The sequence below is a fragment of the Chroococcidiopsis cubana SAG 39.79 genome, assembly GCF_003991895.1.
Taxonomy (GTDB): domain Bacteria; phylum Cyanobacteriota; class Cyanobacteriia; order Cyanobacteriales; family Chroococcidiopsidaceae; genus Chroococcidiopsis; species Chroococcidiopsis thermalis.
The window spans coordinates 83,560-102,258 of sequence record NZ_RSCK01000013.1 but is presented as its reverse complement, the minus strand read 5'-3'; the positions used below and the strand labels follow the sequence as shown (position 1 = coordinate 102,258).

At 45.6% G+C, this 18,699-nt stretch carries 18 protein-coding genes; 7 read left to right on the top strand and 11 right to left on the bottom strand.

Features of this window, described 5'->3' with window-relative positions:
• Nucleotides 1–87: 87 nt before the first annotated feature.
• Nucleotides 88–348, bottom strand: coding sequence for a hypothetical protein (locus DSM107010_RS11245; RefSeq protein ID WP_015156093.1), 261 nt, complete (start codon nt 346–348; stop codon nt 88–90).
• Nucleotides 349–387: 39 nt separating this feature from the next.
• Entirely contained in the window at nt 388–840 is a 453-nt protein-coding gene (locus DSM107010_RS11240) for a hypothetical protein (protein WP_015156094.1), read from the bottom strand.
• Nucleotides 841–1,273: 433 nt separating this feature from the next.
• Between DSM107010_RS11240 and DSM107010_RS11230 the strand changes: the two genes are divergently transcribed.
• The 5 genes from DSM107010_RS11230 to DSM107010_RS11210 all read left to right on the top strand — a co-directional run bounded on the left by DSM107010_RS11230 (nt 1,274) and on the right by DSM107010_RS11210 (nt 7,448).
• Nucleotides 1,274–2,803, top strand: coding sequence for a DEAD/DEAH box helicase family protein (locus DSM107010_RS11230; RefSeq protein ID WP_015156095.1), 1,530 nt, complete (start codon nt 1,274–1,276; stop codon nt 2,801–2,803).
• Between the two features lie 48 nt (nt 2,804–2,851).
• Nucleotides 2,852–4,066: a DUF790 family protein gene (locus tag DSM107010_RS11225; RefSeq protein WP_106170325.1), complete on the top strand. Its 1,215-nt coding sequence runs from the start codon at nt 2,852–2,854 to the stop codon at nt 4,064–4,066.
• 377 nt (nt 4,067–4,443) lie between these two features.
• On the top strand, nt 4,444–5,988 hold the full coding sequence (gene pdxR / locus DSM107010_RS11220) for a MocR-like pyridoxine biosynthesis transcription factor PdxR (RefSeq protein ID WP_127022972.1): 1,545 nt from the start codon (nt 4,444–4,446) through the stop codon (nt 5,986–5,988).
• A gap of 177 nt (nt 5,989–6,165) precedes the next feature.
• Nucleotides 6,166–6,591: a pentapeptide repeat-containing protein gene (locus DSM107010_RS42185; RefSeq protein ID WP_015156098.1), complete on the top strand. Its 426-nt coding sequence runs from the start codon at nt 6,166–6,168 to the stop codon at nt 6,589–6,591.
• Nucleotides 6,592–6,677: 86 nt separating this feature from the next.
• Entirely contained in the window at nt 6,678–7,448 is a 771-nt protein-coding gene (locus DSM107010_RS11210; RefSeq protein WP_106169590.1) for a Uma2 family endonuclease, read from the top strand.
• Between the two features lie 23 nt (nt 7,449–7,471).
• Here DSM107010_RS11210 and DSM107010_RS11205 read toward each other — a convergent pair whose 3' ends face one another.
• A complete protein-coding gene (locus DSM107010_RS11205) occupies nt 7,472–8,056 on the bottom strand; it encodes a PAP/fibrillin family protein (protein ID WP_015156100.1) in 585 nt (194 codons plus the stop codon).
• A 277-nt stretch (nt 8,057–8,333) separates the two neighbouring features.
• Here DSM107010_RS11205 and DSM107010_RS11200 point away from each other — a divergent pair, with 277 nt between their 5' ends.
• On the top strand, nt 8,334–8,591 hold the full coding sequence (locus DSM107010_RS11200; RefSeq protein WP_015156101.1) for a DUF3134 domain-containing protein: 258 nt from the start codon (nt 8,334–8,336) through the stop codon (nt 8,589–8,591).
• Nucleotides 8,592–8,760: 169 nt separating this feature from the next.
• Nucleotides 8,761–9,870, top strand: coding sequence for a phospho-N-acetylmuramoyl-pentapeptide-transferase (gene mraY, locus DSM107010_RS11195; protein WP_015156102.1), 1,110 nt, complete (start codon nt 8,761–8,763; stop codon nt 9,868–9,870).
• A 153-nt stretch (nt 9,871–10,023) separates the two neighbouring features.
• Here the strand turns inward: mraY and DSM107010_RS11190 are convergent, their stop codons facing one another.
• The 8 genes from DSM107010_RS11190 to mtnA all read right to left on the bottom strand — a co-directional run bounded on the left by DSM107010_RS11190 (nt 10,024) and on the right by mtnA (nt 18,645).
• On the bottom strand, nt 10,024–10,725 hold the full coding sequence (locus tag DSM107010_RS11190; protein WP_015156103.1) for a hypothetical protein: 702 nt from the start codon (nt 10,723–10,725) through the stop codon (nt 10,024–10,026).
• A gap of 398 nt (nt 10,726–11,123) precedes the next feature.
• Complete coding sequence (locus DSM107010_RS11185) at nt 11,124–11,627, bottom strand: MogA/MoaB family molybdenum cofactor biosynthesis protein (protein ID WP_106167815.1); 504 nt, start codon at nt 11,625–11,627, stop codon at nt 11,124–11,126.
• 14 nt (nt 11,628–11,641) lie between these two features.
• Nucleotides 11,642–11,977 carry a photosystem II reaction center protein Psb28 gene (gene psb28, locus DSM107010_RS11180; RefSeq protein ID WP_015156105.1) on the bottom strand — a complete coding sequence of 112 codons (336 nt, stop codon included), beginning with the start codon at nt 11,975–11,977 and terminating at the stop codon, nt 11,642–11,644.
• Between the two features lie 120 nt (nt 11,978–12,097).
• On the bottom strand, nt 12,098–13,864 hold the full coding sequence (locus DSM107010_RS11175) for a tetratricopeptide repeat-containing S1 family peptidase (protein ID WP_106167816.1): 1,767 nt from the start codon (nt 13,862–13,864) through the stop codon (nt 12,098–12,100).
• A 194-nt stretch (nt 13,865–14,058) separates the two neighbouring features.
• Nucleotides 14,059–14,913 carry a S1 family peptidase gene (locus DSM107010_RS11170; RefSeq protein ID WP_241994190.1) on the bottom strand — a complete coding sequence of 285 codons (855 nt, stop codon included), beginning with the start codon at nt 14,911–14,913 and terminating at the stop codon, nt 14,059–14,061.
• Nucleotides 14,914–15,582: a COP23 domain-containing protein gene (locus DSM107010_RS11165; protein ID WP_106167818.1), complete on the bottom strand. Its 669-nt coding sequence runs from the start codon at nt 15,580–15,582 to the stop codon at nt 14,914–14,916.
• 448 nt (nt 15,583–16,030) lie between these two features.
• Nucleotides 16,031–17,467 carry a serine/threonine-protein kinase gene (locus DSM107010_RS11160; RefSeq protein ID WP_015156109.1) on the bottom strand — a complete coding sequence of 479 codons (1,437 nt, stop codon included), beginning with the start codon at nt 17,465–17,467 and terminating at the stop codon, nt 16,031–16,033.
• A gap of 113 nt (nt 17,468–17,580) precedes the next feature.
• Entirely contained in the window at nt 17,581–18,645 is a 1,065-nt protein-coding gene (mtnA, locus tag DSM107010_RS11155; RefSeq protein WP_106167819.1) for an S-methyl-5-thioribose-1-phosphate isomerase, read from the bottom strand.
• Nucleotides 18,646–18,699: the final 54 nt, after the last annotated feature.

Here is an 18,699-nt window from a genome sequence, read left to right as displayed (position 1 = left end):
TTTGGTTGTTTTCTCCCTTGTCCCCCTTGTCTCCCCTGTCTCCCTTGTCTCCCTCAGCTCTCTTCCCTCTGCTCCCTGCTCCCAATTTTATGCATGTAAATTCGCTTGTTCTTGCAACCAAGGATCGACTGGTTGTCCGTCTTTGCGCCGTAGTTCGATTTCAACTGCAATGACGGCTTTGGAGCCAGGTGGAGCTGGTTTTTGATGGAAAAGAATGTCGTAGTCAGCAGGATTTTCGTTACGTTGTTTTAACCAATCTTGCACCTTGATTGTGGCAAAAAACGATTGTCCCTGCTCGAACAAGCGAGTAATTTCCATCTGCAAGTTGTAGGGATTGTGTCGCGGCATAGTAATATTTTTTGTTAGGTTTTTCTAATAAATGCTCTTCTAAAAAATGTAAATCGATCCACTCTTAGCAATTCTGACTACACTCATTCTGCTATCTTCTCTAGATAAAACTTGGACTGTCACATCATTGTTTTGTTTATCAACAGTCGTTTTATACTTCAATCCGCCAGTCTTGCTAGTAGGAGTTTGAGGTGCGGGATCGTAAATAGCAACATCGATGGGGAGGAAGGAAATTTTTTCTTGAACGCTGTCCCCGACTGGTAAATCTTTCTCGTCGCGATCGTCGAGAAAATTGTATTTTAAAGGTGACTTGGTGCGATTAACTAACATCACATTAACAGGACCACCAGGATTCACTCGCGATACTGGCTGCCAGTAATTAGATTGATAAGCGCTGACAGGAGAGTTTTGGGCAAAAATTGGCACGGCTATGCTGATACAGAGCGAAACTATCGTCAGCCAAAGTAATTTTTTCCAAGCTTGCCCTAGCATAACTTCCCTACCTTGCAACGACTGCTATCTAAACAAGTGAGATGCTAATTAACTCAAGTTTGTATATTATGATTCATATTTTGCGAAGTGTGAACTATACTGGCGTAGATTTACGTAAGTAACCGCAATTGTAGGCGGGAGTCGGGAGTCGGAGACAAAATTCACGCTCGCGCATTCAAAATGGGGACAAGGGGGACAAGGAAGCAGGGGAGCAGGGGAGCAGAGGAGCGATAACCAACAACCAACAACCAACAACCAACAACCAACAACAAATTTCCCACACCCTACACCCCTTCTTCACTGATAACTGATAACTGATTATTGCCAGCCGTTCCAGTCTCTTTATAGAGTGAGTAAAGTAAACAAACATCAGCACTCATTGTCAGCTGCTCATCACTGACGACTTACAACTTACGACTTACAACTTTTTTTAATGCCTCGTACTCCTACTTTATCGTTCGATCGCGGTACGTTAATTTTGCACCCACCACCCAGAGGTAAATCGTGGATGGACTATGCGACGTGGGATGACAGGGTAGAAAAATTTCGCATTCCCGCCATTCAATATCGCCAAGTTGTAGAAGCACTACAAGCAGAAGGAAGTTACTTTAGCGACGAAGCTAAAGCCTTTGAACCGCTAGAACTATCTCCTAGCATGGAAATGGAGCCATATCCGCATCAAAGCGAGGCATTGGCAGCCTGGAAACTAGCCGGACGTAGGGGAGTTGTCGTGTTACCAACAGCGGCGGGGAAAACTTATCTAGCGCAGTTGGCGATGCAAGCCACTCCCCGCAGCACGTTGATTGTCGTGCCAACTTTGGATTTAATGCACCAGTGGTACGCTCACTTAACAGCAGCATTTCCCGATGTTGAAGTGGGATTATTAGGGGGTGGTTCCCGCGATCGCACGCCCATATTAGTATCGACATACGATAGTGCGGCAATTCATGCCGAAGCATTAGGCAACCGTTACGCGCTGTTGATCTTTGACGAATGCCATCACCTACCCACAGATTTTAATCGCGTCATTGCCGAATACGCGATCGCACCATATCGTCTCGGACTGACTGCAACCCCAGAACGCACCGATGGCAAACACTCAGACTTAAATCTGCTCATCGGACAAGAAATCTATCGCAAAACTGCCGCAGATTTAGCCGGTAAAGCGCTGGCAGAACACGAAGTCGTGCAGATTAAAGTCAAACTATCACAACACGAACGCGATCGCTACAACCAACTGATTCAAACCCGTAACGACTTTCTCCGCGAAGCCAAAATCTCTCTTGGTAGCCTTAAAGGATGGCAATTATTCGTCCAAGCTAGTGCCAGATCCGCCGCCGGACGCAGAGCCATGATAGCACACCGTCAAGCCAAAGAAATTGCTTTAGGTACGGATGGCAAAATCAGAATTCTCGCCGACTTGTTAGCAGAACACTATCCAGAACGAACGCTAATTTTCACCGCCGACAACGCCACAGTCTACCGCATTTCGCAAGAATTTCTCATTCCCGCCATCACCCACCAAACCCCCGTCAAAGAACGCCACGAAGTTTTAACTAAATTTCGGGAAGGGGAATACAAAACCCTCATCGCCTCCCACGTTCTCAACGAAGGTGTAGACGTACCAGCCGCCAGAATTGCCATTATTTTATCCGGTACAGGCTCAGCACGGGAATACATTCAACGCTTAGGGCGAGTTCTACGTAAAGGTAAAGACAAAGACAAATTTGCCCTCATGTATGAAGTCGTAGCCGAAGACACCAGCGAAGAAAGAACTTCAGTGAGGAGACGAGGAGTGAAGAGGAGTGAGGAGCGAGGGGCAAGGAGTGAGGGGAAAGTTACGCAGTTAGAGATCTTACCTACCAAACAGATTACCTATGGAAGTGGCGATCGCACCAGCCAACGCGCCGCTGAATCTTCAGGAAAATGGGACGATAATAACTCCCTAGAAACCGAAGAATAACTTTGTCCCTTTGCGCCTTTGCGTCTTTGCGCGACCAAATCTTAATCTATGCTTCCAACCGACTTACTCATGCACCGCCAAAACGGGGAAGAAATCACCCCTAAACGGCTCAAAATAGACAAACACAATCTAGAAATCGCCACTGATATTATTACCACATTCCAAGAAAATCTCGGTAATATCCAAGCAGCACTCGACCGACAACTACAAGAACTCGAAGGAGATAGCCCGGATTATCGCCTCAAACGCGGCTTAGCTTATCTCCTGCGTAGTAGCTTCTGTGAATTTGAAATTGTCAGCCCCTTAGAACCACCAATGCTGCGCGAACGAGTCTTCGCCCTTGCAGCACAATCGGCTCCCAGTCCCCAGCAAAGCCACCAGGTATTAGAACAGTTAGCATTACAACTCAGCCGCGAATTAGACAAAGAAGTCTTCCCCGAACAAATTCGCACGGGTTTGTATGCAGACTTAGCAGAAAATCGCATCATGACGCGGTTCGAGCCGCCAACACCAGAAGCACTACTGCACCGCTACAATTTATCCCAAGTTCAAGGGGTATTTTATCGCGCCAGCCACCTGACTCTCAACGCTCATCGCAACGTTCCAGGAGAATACAAGCTGTTATTTCGCTATCTTAAATTATTTCAATTAATGGCATACATCGAAGGAGATGCCGACCACGGATTTACAATTACGGTTGATGGTCCGGCGAGTTTATTTAATCCTAGTACGAGATATGGGCTGGCGATCGCCAAACTTATTCCGGCTTTACTCCACGTCACCAAATGGAGTTTGAGCGCAATTTTACAAACCCGCGATTTCTACACTAATAACTGGAAAACAGGACGATTTACGCTGAATTCTGAGTGCGGTTTAGTCTCTCATTATCCACCAGGTAAACCTTATGACAGTATGCTAGAAGCGGCTTTTGTCGAGCGTTGGAATGCTACAAAAACCGAATGGGTACTAGAGCGAGAAGTCGATCTAATTCCAATTCCTGGTAGCGTCATGATTCCCGATTTTCGTTTGGTACATCCTAACGGACGAGTATTTTTGTTAGAAATTGTGGGGTACTGGCGACCGGAATATTTACAAAAGAAATTTTCTCAAGTTCGTCGCGCTCAATCCGATAATTTGATTTTGGCAATTTCCGAACGATTGAATTTAGAAAAAGCAGGTGTCAAAATGAATGATGTGCCAGCTAGGATTGTTTGGTTTAAAGATAAGCTCTTGCCAAGAGATGTATTGAAGGTGATGGATTAAACTTGGCTCAATAACTGGCGATCTCCTGACAGTTTCCCGTGTAGAGACGTTACATGTAACGTCTCTACACGGACAACCGATTTCACGATTCATCTAGGATTGCTACAGAAAAATCAGTTTACGTATCAGTACGGCGATCGCAATTTTCAACTGTCCTAGTTCAAATACACTGAATTGTACCGGGTACAGTTTGGAAAAATCTTTTATAGTGCAATTATCAGTTATCAGTTATCGTAGGGGCGGGTTTAGCCAATAGATTGATAATTAAAACGGTAAATTTTTGGTCAAAACCCGCCCGTACACAAGTCAGTTATCAGTTATCAGTGGTGCGTGACAAGTGAAATAACCAATTACCCATTACCCATTACCAATTTATTATGAAAATTATTTTAAATCGCCATTCTTCCCAACCGCTTTATTTACAAATTCGCAATTATTTGAGTCGTTTGATTCAATCTGGTAAACTCCCACCTGGGGAAAAATTGCCTTCAATTCGGAATTTAGCAGCAAGTGTTGGTGTGAATAAATTGACGATTGTTGAGGCTTACGCTGTATTAGAAGCTGACGGTTTAATTCAATCTCGTCCAGGGGCGGGATATTTTGTCAGCAATACTGTATCCTCGCCACAGCGACAATCGCATTTTGCTCCAACTCAAAAAGTGACGATTTCTGAAACGGGAGAAACTTTTTGCGAGCAAATTATGGCTACTTTGCAAGCTCAACAACAAAAAGACATTATTAATTTTAGTTCTGGATTTCCTCTAACACAAGAATCGGCTAATTTTCAACGCATTGCCAAACGAGCGATCGCCAATTCTACCGATACTTTATTTCGCTACGATCTGCCACAAGGACAGCTTGTTTTACGCCAACAAATAGCTCAGATGCTATTAAACCAAGGTCTAGAAGTTTCCCCTGAAGAAATTATCGTGACCAATGGTTCGGAACAAGGATTATCGCTGGCAATGCGTTACTATCTTCAGCCTGGAGATTGGGTAATAGTTGAAACGCCTACCTATCACGGAGCTTTGGGAATACTAGCAAATTTGGGCGTTAAAGTTATTGGTATTCCCATGACAGCAGAAGGTATGAATTTGGAGTTACTGGAACAATATCTTTGCAGTCATCGCCCTAAATTAATTTATACAATTAGTACTTTACACAATCCGACTGGGATTACGACTTCCCAAACTCATCGCCAAAAATTGTTAGCTCTGGCTCAACAATACGAATGTCCCATTTTGGAAGATAATGCTTATGAAGCGCTAAATTTTGAATCTGAGCCTGTTGCAGCTCCAATTAAAGCTTTAGATCGCAGCGATATTGTCACCTATATTAGTACGTTTTCTAAAACTTTAATGCCTGGATTGCGAGTCGGTTACACGGTTGTGACGGGCAAGCATTATCAACCAATTTTAGAACAGAAAATTCTGCAAGATTTGCACTCATCTACAGTTTCGCAAGCAATTGTCAGCGAGTTTTTGGCTGGCGGACATTATCGTCGCTATCTCAACCGCTTGCGGACAAACCATCTTCACAGCCGTAACGCCATGCTTCAGGCTTTAGAGCGTTATTTTCCTGCCCAAGCCAGTTGGACTATTCCCCAGGGAGGGCTATTTCTTTGGGTACATTTACCAGAAGGTATATCCGTACAAGCGATTTGTCGAGAAGCATTATCTCGTAAGATTCTTGTCGCCTCTGGAACGGCATTTTTTCCCAATCACCAAGGTTATCCAGCCCTGCGCTTAAATTTTTCTAATTCCCTTGCAGACATCGATCGCGGGGTTGCTGTGTTGGGCGAGCTAGTACAAAAATATTTAGTAGCAGTCGTGCCTCAACCTAGTCGCGCGATTAGCGATCGCCCTCTGGAAATAGCGAGCAACGTGCGCGTTCCAAATCTGGGAATGTTGACAAAAAATTAGGTGCAAGGCTATTGACAAAATACATCTTTTTTGCTGCAAGCCTTGATATTTTCTCTCTAAGGTTGAGTATAATTGCTATCCAGTTCCACCTATTGCCTGATGGAAATAGCATTTTAGTTGCGCGATCCTAGTAACAAGCTACTAGATAGCTGCATCCGTGAATTGAGGTGAAGCAAGATGAAACTAGCAATGCTCTCTACTACGGTTGCGATCGCTGCTCTTTCGATTGCGACTCCTGTACGGGCAGAAAACCCAGCTCATGTCAGACAATTACTGGCAACCGGAGAATGCCCGAGTTGCGATCTTTCTGGGGCAGATTTGAGTGGCGCTCATTTAATTGGTGCGGATTTGCGAAATGCAAATTTATCAGGTGCTAACCTGACAAATGCCAATTTAGAAGGTGCAGATTTAGAGGGTGCTAACTTACAAAAAGCCAATTTGCAGAAAGTTTTGGCTAGCGATACAAGTTTAATTGATGCAAATTTAAAAGGTGCTAATTTTCAACAAGCACAATTAGCAAGTACAATTTTTGACGGTGCTGTTGTAACTGGCGCGAATTTCCAAGGTGCGAAACTCTACACGGCAAATTTTAGCGATCGGTAGTCAGTTTCAGTTATCAGTTATCAAACGTTGCTGCCTTCTTCCACTAGACTATAATACGTGTGTCTACATTCCCAGGTTTAAATGCAATGTCCCTGGCAAAAGACTTAGAAACTCCAGAACTTGAACCAGAAGATGTTATCTTTCCTCCTGGGGACTTATGGAGTGACGAACCGCCTTTGGAAAGCGAACTGCATTTACGCCAACTGCTACTGCTAATTGAATGCTTGGAATTGTGGTGGAAAGATCGTCAAGATTTCTATGCTTTCGGCAATCTCACCATATACTACAGTCCTCGCCAACTCAAATCAGAACAATTTCGGGGTCCCGATTTCTTTGTCGTGCTGGGTACAGAACGCAAACCGCGCAAAAGCTGGGTTGTTTGGCAAGAGGATGGTAAGTATCCGAATGTCATCGTAGAAGTTCTCTCCGATACAACCGCCAAAACTGATAGGGGTTTAAAAAAACAAATTTACCAAGATACTTTTCGCACTCCAGAATATTTCTGGTTCGACCCAAAAAGTTTTGAATTTAAGGGCTTTCAATTGGTTGGAGGTCAATACCAAGAACTACAGCCAAATCCTCAAGGTTGGTTGTGGAGTCAGCAGCTAGAGTTGTATTTAGGGATTTCTGAAGAAAAGTTACGGTTTTTTACTCCTGATGGTCAATTAATACCGACTCCGCAAGAAGTGGCGATCGCCGAACAGCAGCAAAGAGAACTAGCGCAACAGCAAGCACAAGCAGCACAACAGCAAGCACAAGCAGCACAACAGCAAGCGCAAGCAGCGCAACAACAGGCAATAGAGTTAGAGTCTATGTTGGCACGCTACCGAGAACGCTTCGGTGAATTGCCAGATTGAAATAATGACTATAATCTCAAAAATTAAACTTTAGTTAACACGAAGATACTACCCTCATTCCCCCGTCCGATGCGTAAATCGCTATCAAGGTAGGTAATATCTACCCAGCCTTGTTGTCTGTTACTGTTAATCTTGGTATCCAAAGCCGGAAATTTTTTTCCTGCTTCTATCTCTTGAATAAAACTAGCAGGAGATTGATAGCTAAATAAGCGTTGTAACCCAATAATCGATCGCTCGAATTTAACTTCAATCCGGCGTTCGGAGACAGGAGTAAATTTAGCTACAACGCTAACTACCCCTTCAAGAAAAGGTAAACCGTAAACCTCGGCAATATTGTAAAGACTTTGAGTTTGAACGCGAACGCATTGATAAATTTGTCCGAGTTTGAGTAATGGGAATTGGTCGATATTTAACAATCCTTTACTTGTCGTATAGAGCAAGCGCCAGTCTCCATTCAAAAGTTCGCTAGCTTCTACCGGACGAGGTGTAGGATTACGGTCTTCTAACTGAGCGATCGCGGCAAGGACAGCTTGTTTATCTACTTCTGTTGATAACAACCCGCGATTCTTACCAGCAATCTTTTCCAAAAGTGTTTCTTTTCCTAACATTTTTATCTCCTCTTGGTCGGGTGTAGAGACGTTACATGTAACGTCTCTACACGGGAAACGTTCAAAAATCAATTTGGATTGCTATATATAATCTCATCATACGGAGCTACGTAGTTTTTGCTATCTATTATTAGATAAATCTTTTTGTCAGAGCTGTTATTGCAGTCATCTGTCACTTACAACAACCAACAACCAACTACCAATTACCAACTACCAATTACCAAGTGATAAACTTTAGGTGTATAATTACATCCCCCTGTCTAGATAAAGCTTAGGTATGCACAACTCTCCGCTTAGAGAAGAACCACGGGAACAGCCAGCTCGTGTCATTCCTTTAAAACAAGAATCGTCACTCATTGACTGGTTGCAATCTAACGGTCGGTTGATCCCCCGCGATGGCGTTCAGGAACCAGATCTGCTAACCGAAGTGGAAGACGGCGACTCTTCTCTCGACTTGCTTGAAGGTGATGATGTTGGCGATTTCTACGATGATGACGATGATTTAGGAGATATTGATGAAGCTGATGATGCGTAGCTGAGAGTCATTTGTCATCTGTCATTGGTCATTAGCAACTCACAAATGATGAAGAATCAATGACCAATGACTCTTCAAAAATATTACATTTAAATACTTTCAAGGCAGCACTTTCGATTCAGTTCCGATAATGTCCTCAGCACGTATCTAGTCAAAAGGCAACTTTGTTGTGGACGCGAAATCATCTTCTTTCTGGTCTTTCCATCTCTCCGGTACGAGACTGCTTATCGTCCTAAGCCTTGCACTCGCTACCGCCTCGCTGACTCTCGATCTAACAGCGCAGCGCCTACCCTGGCAAGGGCGATCGCTAACTTTTCCTTTCTTATTCTGCGCTGCTGTCACTGCCGCAGTTGGTTTTTGGATAGTCCCGATCCTTCAGCAGTTAAAAGCCGGACAAGTCATTCGCGAAGACGGTCCCCAAGCACACTTAAAAAAAGCAGGTACGCCGACGATGGGTGGCATATTTTTTGTACCTGTAGCGGTCATCGCTAGCATCATCTTATCGGCGCTGGTGCTGGGAATCCAAAACCTCGCCCCTGTATTGGCGATCGCTGGAATTACGGTCGGTTACGGGTTTATTGGCTGGTTGGATGATTGGCAAATTTTGCGTCGCCAGTCTAATAAAGGTATTTCCCCACGTCTGAAACTGGCTCTGCAAGTTGGTTTCGGTTGCCTATATTGCCTGTGGCTGTGGAGTCGATCGGGGGATCTGACGACGATCTCGTTACCATTTGGGTTTGCTTTACCCTTGGGTTTGCTATTCTGGGCGTTAGCAGTGTTTGTCTTGACTGCCGAAAGCAATGCCACTAATTTAACCGATGGTGTGGATGGCTTGGCAGGAGGAACGGTAGCGATCGCGCTTTTAGGATTGGGAGCGATCGTCGCGCCTAATTTCCCCAGTTTGGCAATTTTCTGTGCTTGTTTGAGCGGTAGCTGTATCGGCTTTTTAGTACATAACCGCAATCCCGCTCGCGTCTTTATGGGAGATACGGGTTCTTTAGCACTAGGAGGCGCGTTAGCAGGAGTCGCTCTCATGAGTAACACCCTCTGGGCGCTATTTATTCTCAGTGGGATCTTTTTTGTCGAATCTTTATCAGTGATCGCACAAGTTAGTTATTACAAAGCCACCAAAGGAGCCGATGGTAAAGGAAAGCGTCTGTTTAAAATGGCTCCCTTCCACCACCATTTAGAATTGTCTGGATGGTCGGAACTACAAGTGGTTGCCGTATTCTATGCAATTAATGCTTTTTTGGCTTTGGTATCTATTTGGCTGGCTTGAGCGATTGAAAAACAAACCACAAACATTTCGTAGGGGCGTAGACATAGACATTTTGTAGGGATATTTCGTAGGGGCGCACAGCTGTGCGCCCCTACAAGTTTTATGCACTGGACTGAGAATCGCGATCAGTTAAACGGCGATCGCGCCACAGAACTACATGAATCCGCCGCCAGCACCACCGCCGAAAGGATTGCCCCCGCCACCGAAGGGATTTTCACCACCGCCAGCACCACCGCCGAAGGGATTTTCACCACCGCCAGCACCGCCGCCGAAGGGATTTTCGCCACCGCCAGCACCGCCACCGAAGGGGTTTTCACCACCACCAGAAGCGCCAACATTGCCGAAGACATCTTCAAAGCTGTCGATGCCAACTTCTTGCAACGAACCCCAAGGCGATCGTTGAAAGAGGCTATCCATATCGGTGCTGTCGCTCATCCCAGTGCTGTCACCACTACCTTCACTACCTTCACTACCTTCACTATCGGGGTTGGACTCCCCGCCAGATACCTGACTAAAATCCCATGTATAACTACCGGAATCGCCAGTAGCACCACCAGTTAGAGAATCGCTACCTTCTGATGTTTCACCTGAATCGCTCGAAGTCTCGCGATCGCCCCAAGGGGCTGAGTTTGTTCCTACAATGTTATCCGAACTTAACTGTTCGCCTTGTGGTTGACCGCTCTCATCTGTGAATTGTATTGTCATATTCGTACCTACAGCAAAGGGTTCGCTACTATCAGTTGGTAGATTGCTATCAGCAGGAAGTTGCAATGTAACGTTCGATCCAACAGCAAAAGGTGTATCTTCACTGTTGGTCATATCGTTACCGTTATTGTCATTTTCAGACGTTGCCATTCAACAAGAATCCTCTTAACTTTTATGACTGAAATTGCATAGAGCCTAAGCACATTTTTTGCCAAAAATATTTTTGACCAGCAATTTGTTTGTACTTAAAAACCCGAAGATTGTCTTTTTACTTCTAGTTTTGGCAATTTAAGCTAGAAGAATGTAGAAAAGAGAGCATGGCAAGCTCGACAATTTGCTCGATCGCAGTCAAATTGCAAGCTTAATTCCATCGATAAAAATGCAACAATCGCTACACTATGCCTAGCAGTTTATGCAAGTTACGAAAAGATTACTATGAGAAATATTTAGATTAACTTGTCAGTTCTTTTGAATGGTGGAGAGACAAAATTTTATATTTCTACTTATATCTTTTGCTAGATGTCTGCACACCGATCGGCGATCGCCAACTACTTGCGTAACTGTCTGACTAAATGAGTCAACTCTGGCAAAATTAGCTTTTCCATTGCCAGTTGTACGGCGTTAGTAGAACCTGGAAGCGAAAAAATGAGTTTACCCTGATATACACCCGCGATCGCTCGCGAAGCTATGGCGCGGGAACCAATGTCTTGATAGCTCAGATACCGAAATAATTCGCCAAATCCTGGTAAAGTTTTCTCTAGTAAAGAGGCGATCGCGTCGTAGGTTGTATCTCTGGGGGCGATACCCGTACCCCCATTAAAAATTGCCACATCTAAATCTACACGCTGGCTGAACGATTCTATCTGCGATCGAATTTGCTCTGGTTCGTCTTTAACAATCGCATAAAATCCCACAGTATGACGCGCTGCTACGAGCAATTGCTCGATTCGGCGACCGCTTTTATCTGTTTCTGGTGAACGGGTATCGCTGACGGTGATAACAGCACAACTGACTGTCAATCCTGGTATGTCAGGGTGAGGCTGATGTGTCACAGATTTCTAAAAAACTACGATTTGTTGAATCCCAAGCCGTGTTCGTTGGCGTATCTTTCCATAAACCGCATAAACCGATCCCACTCTTCGGTCGATTTCATCAGGTAGATCGCTTCAATGGCTTCTGGTTTACCGTTGATAAATTTTCCTTTGACTTCGCGGGTCACAAGTTCCCCTTCTTCATCAATCAAGTACATCCCCGTCACTTCTTCATTGCTACCCTCGCTCAAAATTTGGGGGTTTTGAAAATAAAAAGTTGCCGTACCATTACTCCCATCTCGCGATCGCGTCAAGCGTACATCTGGGACTGTTTCTTCGGTAACACCTTTAGAAAACTGAATCTGAGCCATAATGACGAGCTGTAAATTTCTATGATGAGTTGTTTAAGTATTTTCTCATCATTTTGAACTAGCTGACGCATCAGTCAGTGTAGAGACGTTATATGTAACGTCTCTACACTGACTTAACCACTACCAAGTTGAGTTATTTTCGGGTTGAGTTGGTGCGGCAGATTCGGGAATATTACCTGAATCGCTAGAGTTAGTTGGTTGAGAGTTGGTTGGTTGAGAGTTAGTTGGTTGATTGAGATTGGTGGAATTATCTGATGGTGAAGTTGTTGTTGGAGTCACTACAGGTGCGGGTACTGCGGGAATTACGGGCATTGCTTGAATGCTCTCAATTTTCTCCAATGCTTTTTGATAATTCGTGCTGTCGTTTTTTTGTTGGAATATATTAGCAGCCAGCTGTAAGTCCTCGATCGCACCTTGGCGATCGCCTAAATCGCGTCGTACTAAACCTCGGTTGTAGTGAGCTTCGGCGTTTTTCGGCTCTATACTGATGACTTTACTAAAATCATCAACTGCTCCTTCTCGATCTCCTAAGCGGCGGCGGAGAATTGCTCTGTTGTTGTACACTGTCGTCCAACTCGGATCGAGATTTAAAGCATGGCTAAAATCGTCCAGCGCTCCTTTAGAGTCTCGCAACATCGTCCGAGCTAAGGCGCGATTGTAATATGCCCTAGAATTATCCGGTTCGAGCCGGACGACGCGATCGAAATCGTCAAACGTTCCCTGACCGTCTCCCATACTGCGGCGAATCGCACCGCGACTGTGATAGGCTTGAGCGTCGTTAGGAACGAGAGTGATGTAGCGATCAAAACTTGACAGCGCTTCCTGTTTGTTCCCCCGATTGTAAAGAATGACTGCCCGTTGATAATAAGCATTGGCATAGTTGGGGTCAAATTTCAGCGCTTGGTCGTAGTCTGCTAGCGCCCCCTGCTTGTCTCCTTGGTCGTAACGGGCGTTTCCCCTTTGATAGTAAGCGTCGGCGTAGTTGGGGTTGCGGGCGATCGCTTGAGTGTAGTTAGCAATTGCTCTGGATCGATCGCCGCGATCGCGTTCTACCGATCCTTTAGCGAAAAAGTCTGAAGCAGATTTGGGATTTTCTAACCTTTGAGCTGGTTTATCCGTACTGGGGGCAGTATCCACCGCGACTGCTGGAGCTTGAGGGATCTGCGATCGCATTGCCAAAAACGTATTAATCGGAATTGCCCCATTAAAACCAGTTTTCATATTCACCGCCATCGTCGCGTCGCTGCCCTGCTGCTTCACGTCTACGCGATCGCTACCTCCCAACCCGTGAATCCCAACGACTCGACCATCAATATCAAAGACAGGACCGCCGCTCATTCCACCTTTTGTCACTGAGTTATAACGCAGTGTATAGCCTTCTGGCGCACTGCTGGGACGACTAGTCACGAATCCAGGCGAAAAGACAAAATCGCGGTCTGCACCAAATTTCCGGTCTAAAGCAGGGAAGCCCATGACAAAAATTTCTGCTCCTACAGGCACGTTAGACGGCGCTAGTTTGGCAACCGGGTATACAGCCGCACTACTAAATGTCACCAATGCCAAATCGGGGTCATTGGGGCTTTTTTGCAATTTTTTCGTACTCACAACTGCATAACTCTGACCATCATGAGTACGAATCGTATGCGGTGCAGGCATTAAAGCAACATGATTGCACGTCAAGACAGTGTAAGTATTGCCCTGTCGTTGAATAATCACTCCAGAACCGCCATCTTTAACTCCCATCGGAGGATTGACCTGCACCGTCATTGGACTGCCAATTTTGACAATTTCTTGAGGAGATAGAGCCAGCGCTAAATTATGGCTCGTTACTAACACTACTAAAGTTACCGTTCCGGTCAAAAGAGGATAAGTAAAGTTTGTTTTCATAAATCAGTTATCAGTTATCAGTTGTGGTAGGAGAGGACAGTTGCGTGCGGGGGTATCCCCCGTTGAGCAAACTGTCCGTGCGGGTGCGCGCAAGCAGTTTCACGGGCTTTAGCCATAATCTTCGCTTCATACCCACCCGTACAGTTGTCAGTTATCAGTTATCGGTTAATTTTGACTTCTGACTTTTGACTTCTTCACTTCAGTGCTTGCGAAAAAGCTGTAGTGGGAATTGCCCAGCTCAATGCTTCCATTTGCTGGTACATTTGCTCGGATGGTGCAGAACCATCAGTAAATGTAAATGCACTAATACCTTGAGGCGGGTATTTCAAGCGTCCGTTGATTCCAATTAGTTGCCCTTTGCGGTTCAAAACTGGACCACCACTCATCCCTGGATCGATCTCGTTGGTATAACCCAGTTGATATCCTTCCTGTAGAGATTTTTCTGGTAGCATTGCTACTTCACCTTCCGTCACTCGTAAGGCTTTAATACCCCAAGTTCTAGTGTCTTCGACTGCATCCGCACTCGTCCATTGCCAATTAGGAAATCCAGCTGCATAGATGGAATCACCGACAGCTACAGCTTTGGTATCGGCGATCGCCACGACTTGATATGCTGTTTTGCTGGTAAACTCTACCAAGGCTAAATCCGATCCAGACAATACAGTCGATCGCAACCGCTTACCTACGTGCTTTTGTCCGTCTGCGGTTAGAATCGTGAAGCGCTCGTCCTCACCCTCACCCACAATGTGAGCGCAGGTCAATATGGTGTACGTTTCTCCTTTGTGCCGCACGATCGCGCCCGATCCTGTAGCAGCAGCGGCAAAAATTCGTACAGTCACTTGTCTGGCAACTACTGGCACTGCGATCGCTACGGCGGGTTCTACACTTGTAACCTGACTCATCAGCATCGGCTGAGACTGCGATCGCGCTAAGGCTTGCTCGGAGTTTTTTAGTATAGAAATATACGCTAAACTCGCAATTATCAGTGTACTTACCAAGACTTTAACAATCAATTTACCTCTTGCCTCTCGCCAACTACCAATTACCAACTACCAACTACTATTTGCAGGAGAGTTACTAGGTTGCTGCACGGGAGATGCCTCGCTTGCGCCTGTACCCGCTGATTCGTAACCAGCTGAAAAAGCCTCCTCTACTGCTGCTTCCATATCAATAGCGCCAGTAGTTGCAGTCTCACCTTCACCGCTAGCACTCTCACGAATTGCCGAATAGTCGGCACGCTGACCGAAACGCAGCAAATTGGCTAAAGCTGCACCAGGGTTTTTAGCATTTTCTGGAGAGAGGGTAAATAGCGTATTGCTTGTATCGCAGCTAGCACCAGAATTGACATAACAGATAACTGTCTCATTTCTAATGATTCCAGTTGTCAGGAGTAAATTACTTAGTCTCCCACCATTCGCGGCAACTGCTTTAGTCAACTTCTGGGAAACTAGCTGACAGCGTTCTTGAGGCGTATATTCTGCACTGACTTGTCTTTGCCAGGTAATCATTGGTGCAGAGCGTTGATTTCCCCTAGCTGCAACTGTAGCAAAGCCATTCCCAGAACGGACGCAAACAAAAGTGGTTGCCTGATTGGAGGTATTTTGTGGAGATACTTGAGTGCGACTGGTATTCTGCGCCCCTACTCGATCCTGAAATCCTATGGCACTGGCACATGTCAAGCTAGCTACTAAAACAAAGATTGGAAATTTAAATTTCATGAGGAACTTTTTTAATTATTAGTTATCAGTCATCAGTGTAGAGACGTTACATGTAACGTTTGTACAAAGTTATCGGTTAATTCCGACTCACGACTTATGACTTTCCTTACACTACTCACTCTCTATACAGACTGACATCTTAAATTTTCGTGAAATGTCTCGAATAATTTATTCAATTTTTCTTAACTTACATGGAGAATCAATACATCTCGATTAGTGATGCAAAGATCTTGGAAGATCCCCCAACCCCCTTAAAAAGGGGGCTTAAGTTCCCCCCTTTTTAAGGGGGGTTAGGGGGGATCTTGTCTTAACCGAAAAGTATTGCATAGAAAATAGTACCTTTTTTCTACCTGTTCGCAAGAAATTTAAGAATTTTTTGATTATTCTTCGTAATTTATTATACTTTGCTTGTATGCGTATTTTGAGGAGCTATGGCGCGATCGCTTACTTACCACGGTTCCAGAGGTTGTGGTGATGCGGGTGGCGTTGAAGGGGATTGAGTTGGAGGCTTGGATTGAGGTAGCAAAAAATACAAATAGAAAATGCCAGCCACAAGTGTCACTCCTGCTACTCCTAACACAAAGCCCGCACTAGACAATAACCATAAGTTTCTTCTAGTTCTTTGTGGTTCGCGACTATTTTGCTCAACGGAAGGGTTTTGCACCTGAGTTTGGCTCAACTGTTGCGCTCGTCTTGAGTCGGTTGGATTCGAGTCGGTTGGATTCGAGTTTATGGCATCGGTGCGATGAGCTGGCGGCGTATACTGCTTGGGTTGATGTTGGTGCAGATCGAATATGCGCGTTTGAGGAGTCTGAGTTCGATTGGACGAAGGGGAAGTTACTGACGGCGGTGTAGGCTTTCTCTCATCTGTAGCTGAGTTTGCCGAATTTGGGGCGATCGCCTCCTTGGTGGGTTGAGAATGGATAAAACCAGCAGTATGCCCCAAAGAAGTTGGTAGCACGGATTGTAGTGCCGCACTCAATTCCATCACTGAGCCAAAGCGTTGCTCTGGTTGCTTGTTTAAACAGCGCATGACAATTGCTTCTAGCTCGACCGACAAGTGTGCGCATTGAGGTTGCGATCGCAATGATTGAGGCATTTGGGAAGTGTGGGCAATTCCCCATGACACGCCACTCGTTTTGCGGGCTTCAGTTCCGAAGCCAAATGGATCGGAACCACTCAGCATCTCGTAGAGAATCATCCCCAAACTGTAAATATCTGCCCGTCCGTCGATGTTTTTCTCTATTTGTAACTGTTCTGGTGCAGCGTAGCGGAACGTGCCTAAGAACGTACTAGTCAGGTTAGTTAACTCTAGTGCTTCATCGCGAATTTTAGCAATCCCGAAATCGAGAATTTTAACTAACTCCCCTAAAGCGGTTGGGATCAGAAAAATATTATCGGGTTTGAGGTCGCGGTGAACGATTTGGATCGGATCGCTCGTGGTGACAACTCCCTCACGCCGAATCCTAACACCTTGGTGAGCGAGTTGCAGTCCCGCACAGACTTGACAGGCAATTTCAATCGTTCGTTCTACAGGCAATCGTGTCTCTCGTCGTAGGAGTTGCCCTAGTGTTTCGCCAACGAGATATTCCATCACGTAGAAAGGGTATCCCTCTTCCGTCACGCCGTAGTCACTAATATCGACAATATGGTCGCTTTTGAGGGCAGCACAAAGCATCGCCTCGCGCTCAAAACGTTTATGCAATGGAATCGAGACAGCGAGCGTGTCTCTCAGTAATTTCAGCGCTACCTCCTGTCCCAGCCGCGTATCCATAGCTAGATAAACGTTACCCATACCACCCGCACCGATGCGCTGTTCTAGATAATAGCGTCGGCAATCGCCAATAAAACGACCGATCCAGGGATCTGAGCTTGAAGTGTTCATCAAGAAGGTGGTGCGTGGTGCGTGGAGAATTCGGAATGCAAAATTCGGAATTCGGAATTAGTTTTGAATGCGTGAATGCGTGAATTGGAAGTTGCTCCGCGACTCTCTCTTCTCTATGCTACATATTTATGCTGTAACTCTTGCTGCAACTGACTGGGAGAAAATGCCCCATGCTCGGTAATAATTGCTGTAATCAAATGAGCGGGAGTTACGTCAAAAGCTGGGTTGTAAAATTCCACGCCTGCTGGAGTCAAGATGGTATCGTCAATCTGATAGACTTCAACCGGATCGCGTTCCTCAATTGGGATTTCTCGACCAGTGGCGATCGCAAAATCAATTGTTGCTACGGGTGCGGCAACATAAAAAGGAACGTCATGTGCCTTAGCTACCAGCGCTAAGCTGTACGTGCCAATTTTATTTGCTGTATCGCCATTAGCGGCGATGCGGTCAGCGCCCACCACAACGGCGTGAATCATACCTTGCTGCATACAGTGGGCAGCCATACTATCTGTAATTACCGTAACGGGTATCCCTTCCTGGACGCATTCCCAAGCAGTTAGTTTTGCTCCCTGGAGACGAGGGCGAGTTTCATCGGCATAGAGGCGCGATAACCTACCACAAGACCAAGCAGAACGCACAACACCCAAAGCCGTACCATAACCTGCGGTTGCTAAGGCTCCAGCATTGCAATGAGTTAAGAGATTGAGTTGAGCGGGAGTTTGTGGCAAGAGTTCCAGACCGCGATCGCCAATTGCCTGACAAGTTTGTAAATCTTCGGTTTGAATTGTCTGTGCTGTAGTTAACAAAACTTGGCGAATTTCCTCAACCGTGCCGATCGTTTCGTAGGCAGTTTTTAACATGCGAGCGATCGCCCAAAATAAATTTACCGCTGTTGGGCGGGTTGTTCGCAACATCTGAGCCACTTGCTCTAGCTGCGACAAAAACTGCTCCCGATCGTGGGTTTCAATCTCCCGCGCCCCCAAGTACATACCGTAGGCAGCAGCGATACCAATTGCTGGTGCGCCTCGGACAATCATCGTTTTGATTGCCTGTGCCATATCTTCACAGCGATGAATTTCCACAAAGGCATACTCGGCTGGCAAGTGCGTTTGGTCGATGAGTAAAACCGAGCCTTCGTACCAAATGACAGGGTAGACGTGGGTAGGACTAGAGATCATAGAGAGCTAGGGGCTAGGGAAAAGTCAAAAGTCAAAAGTCAAAAGCCAGGAGAA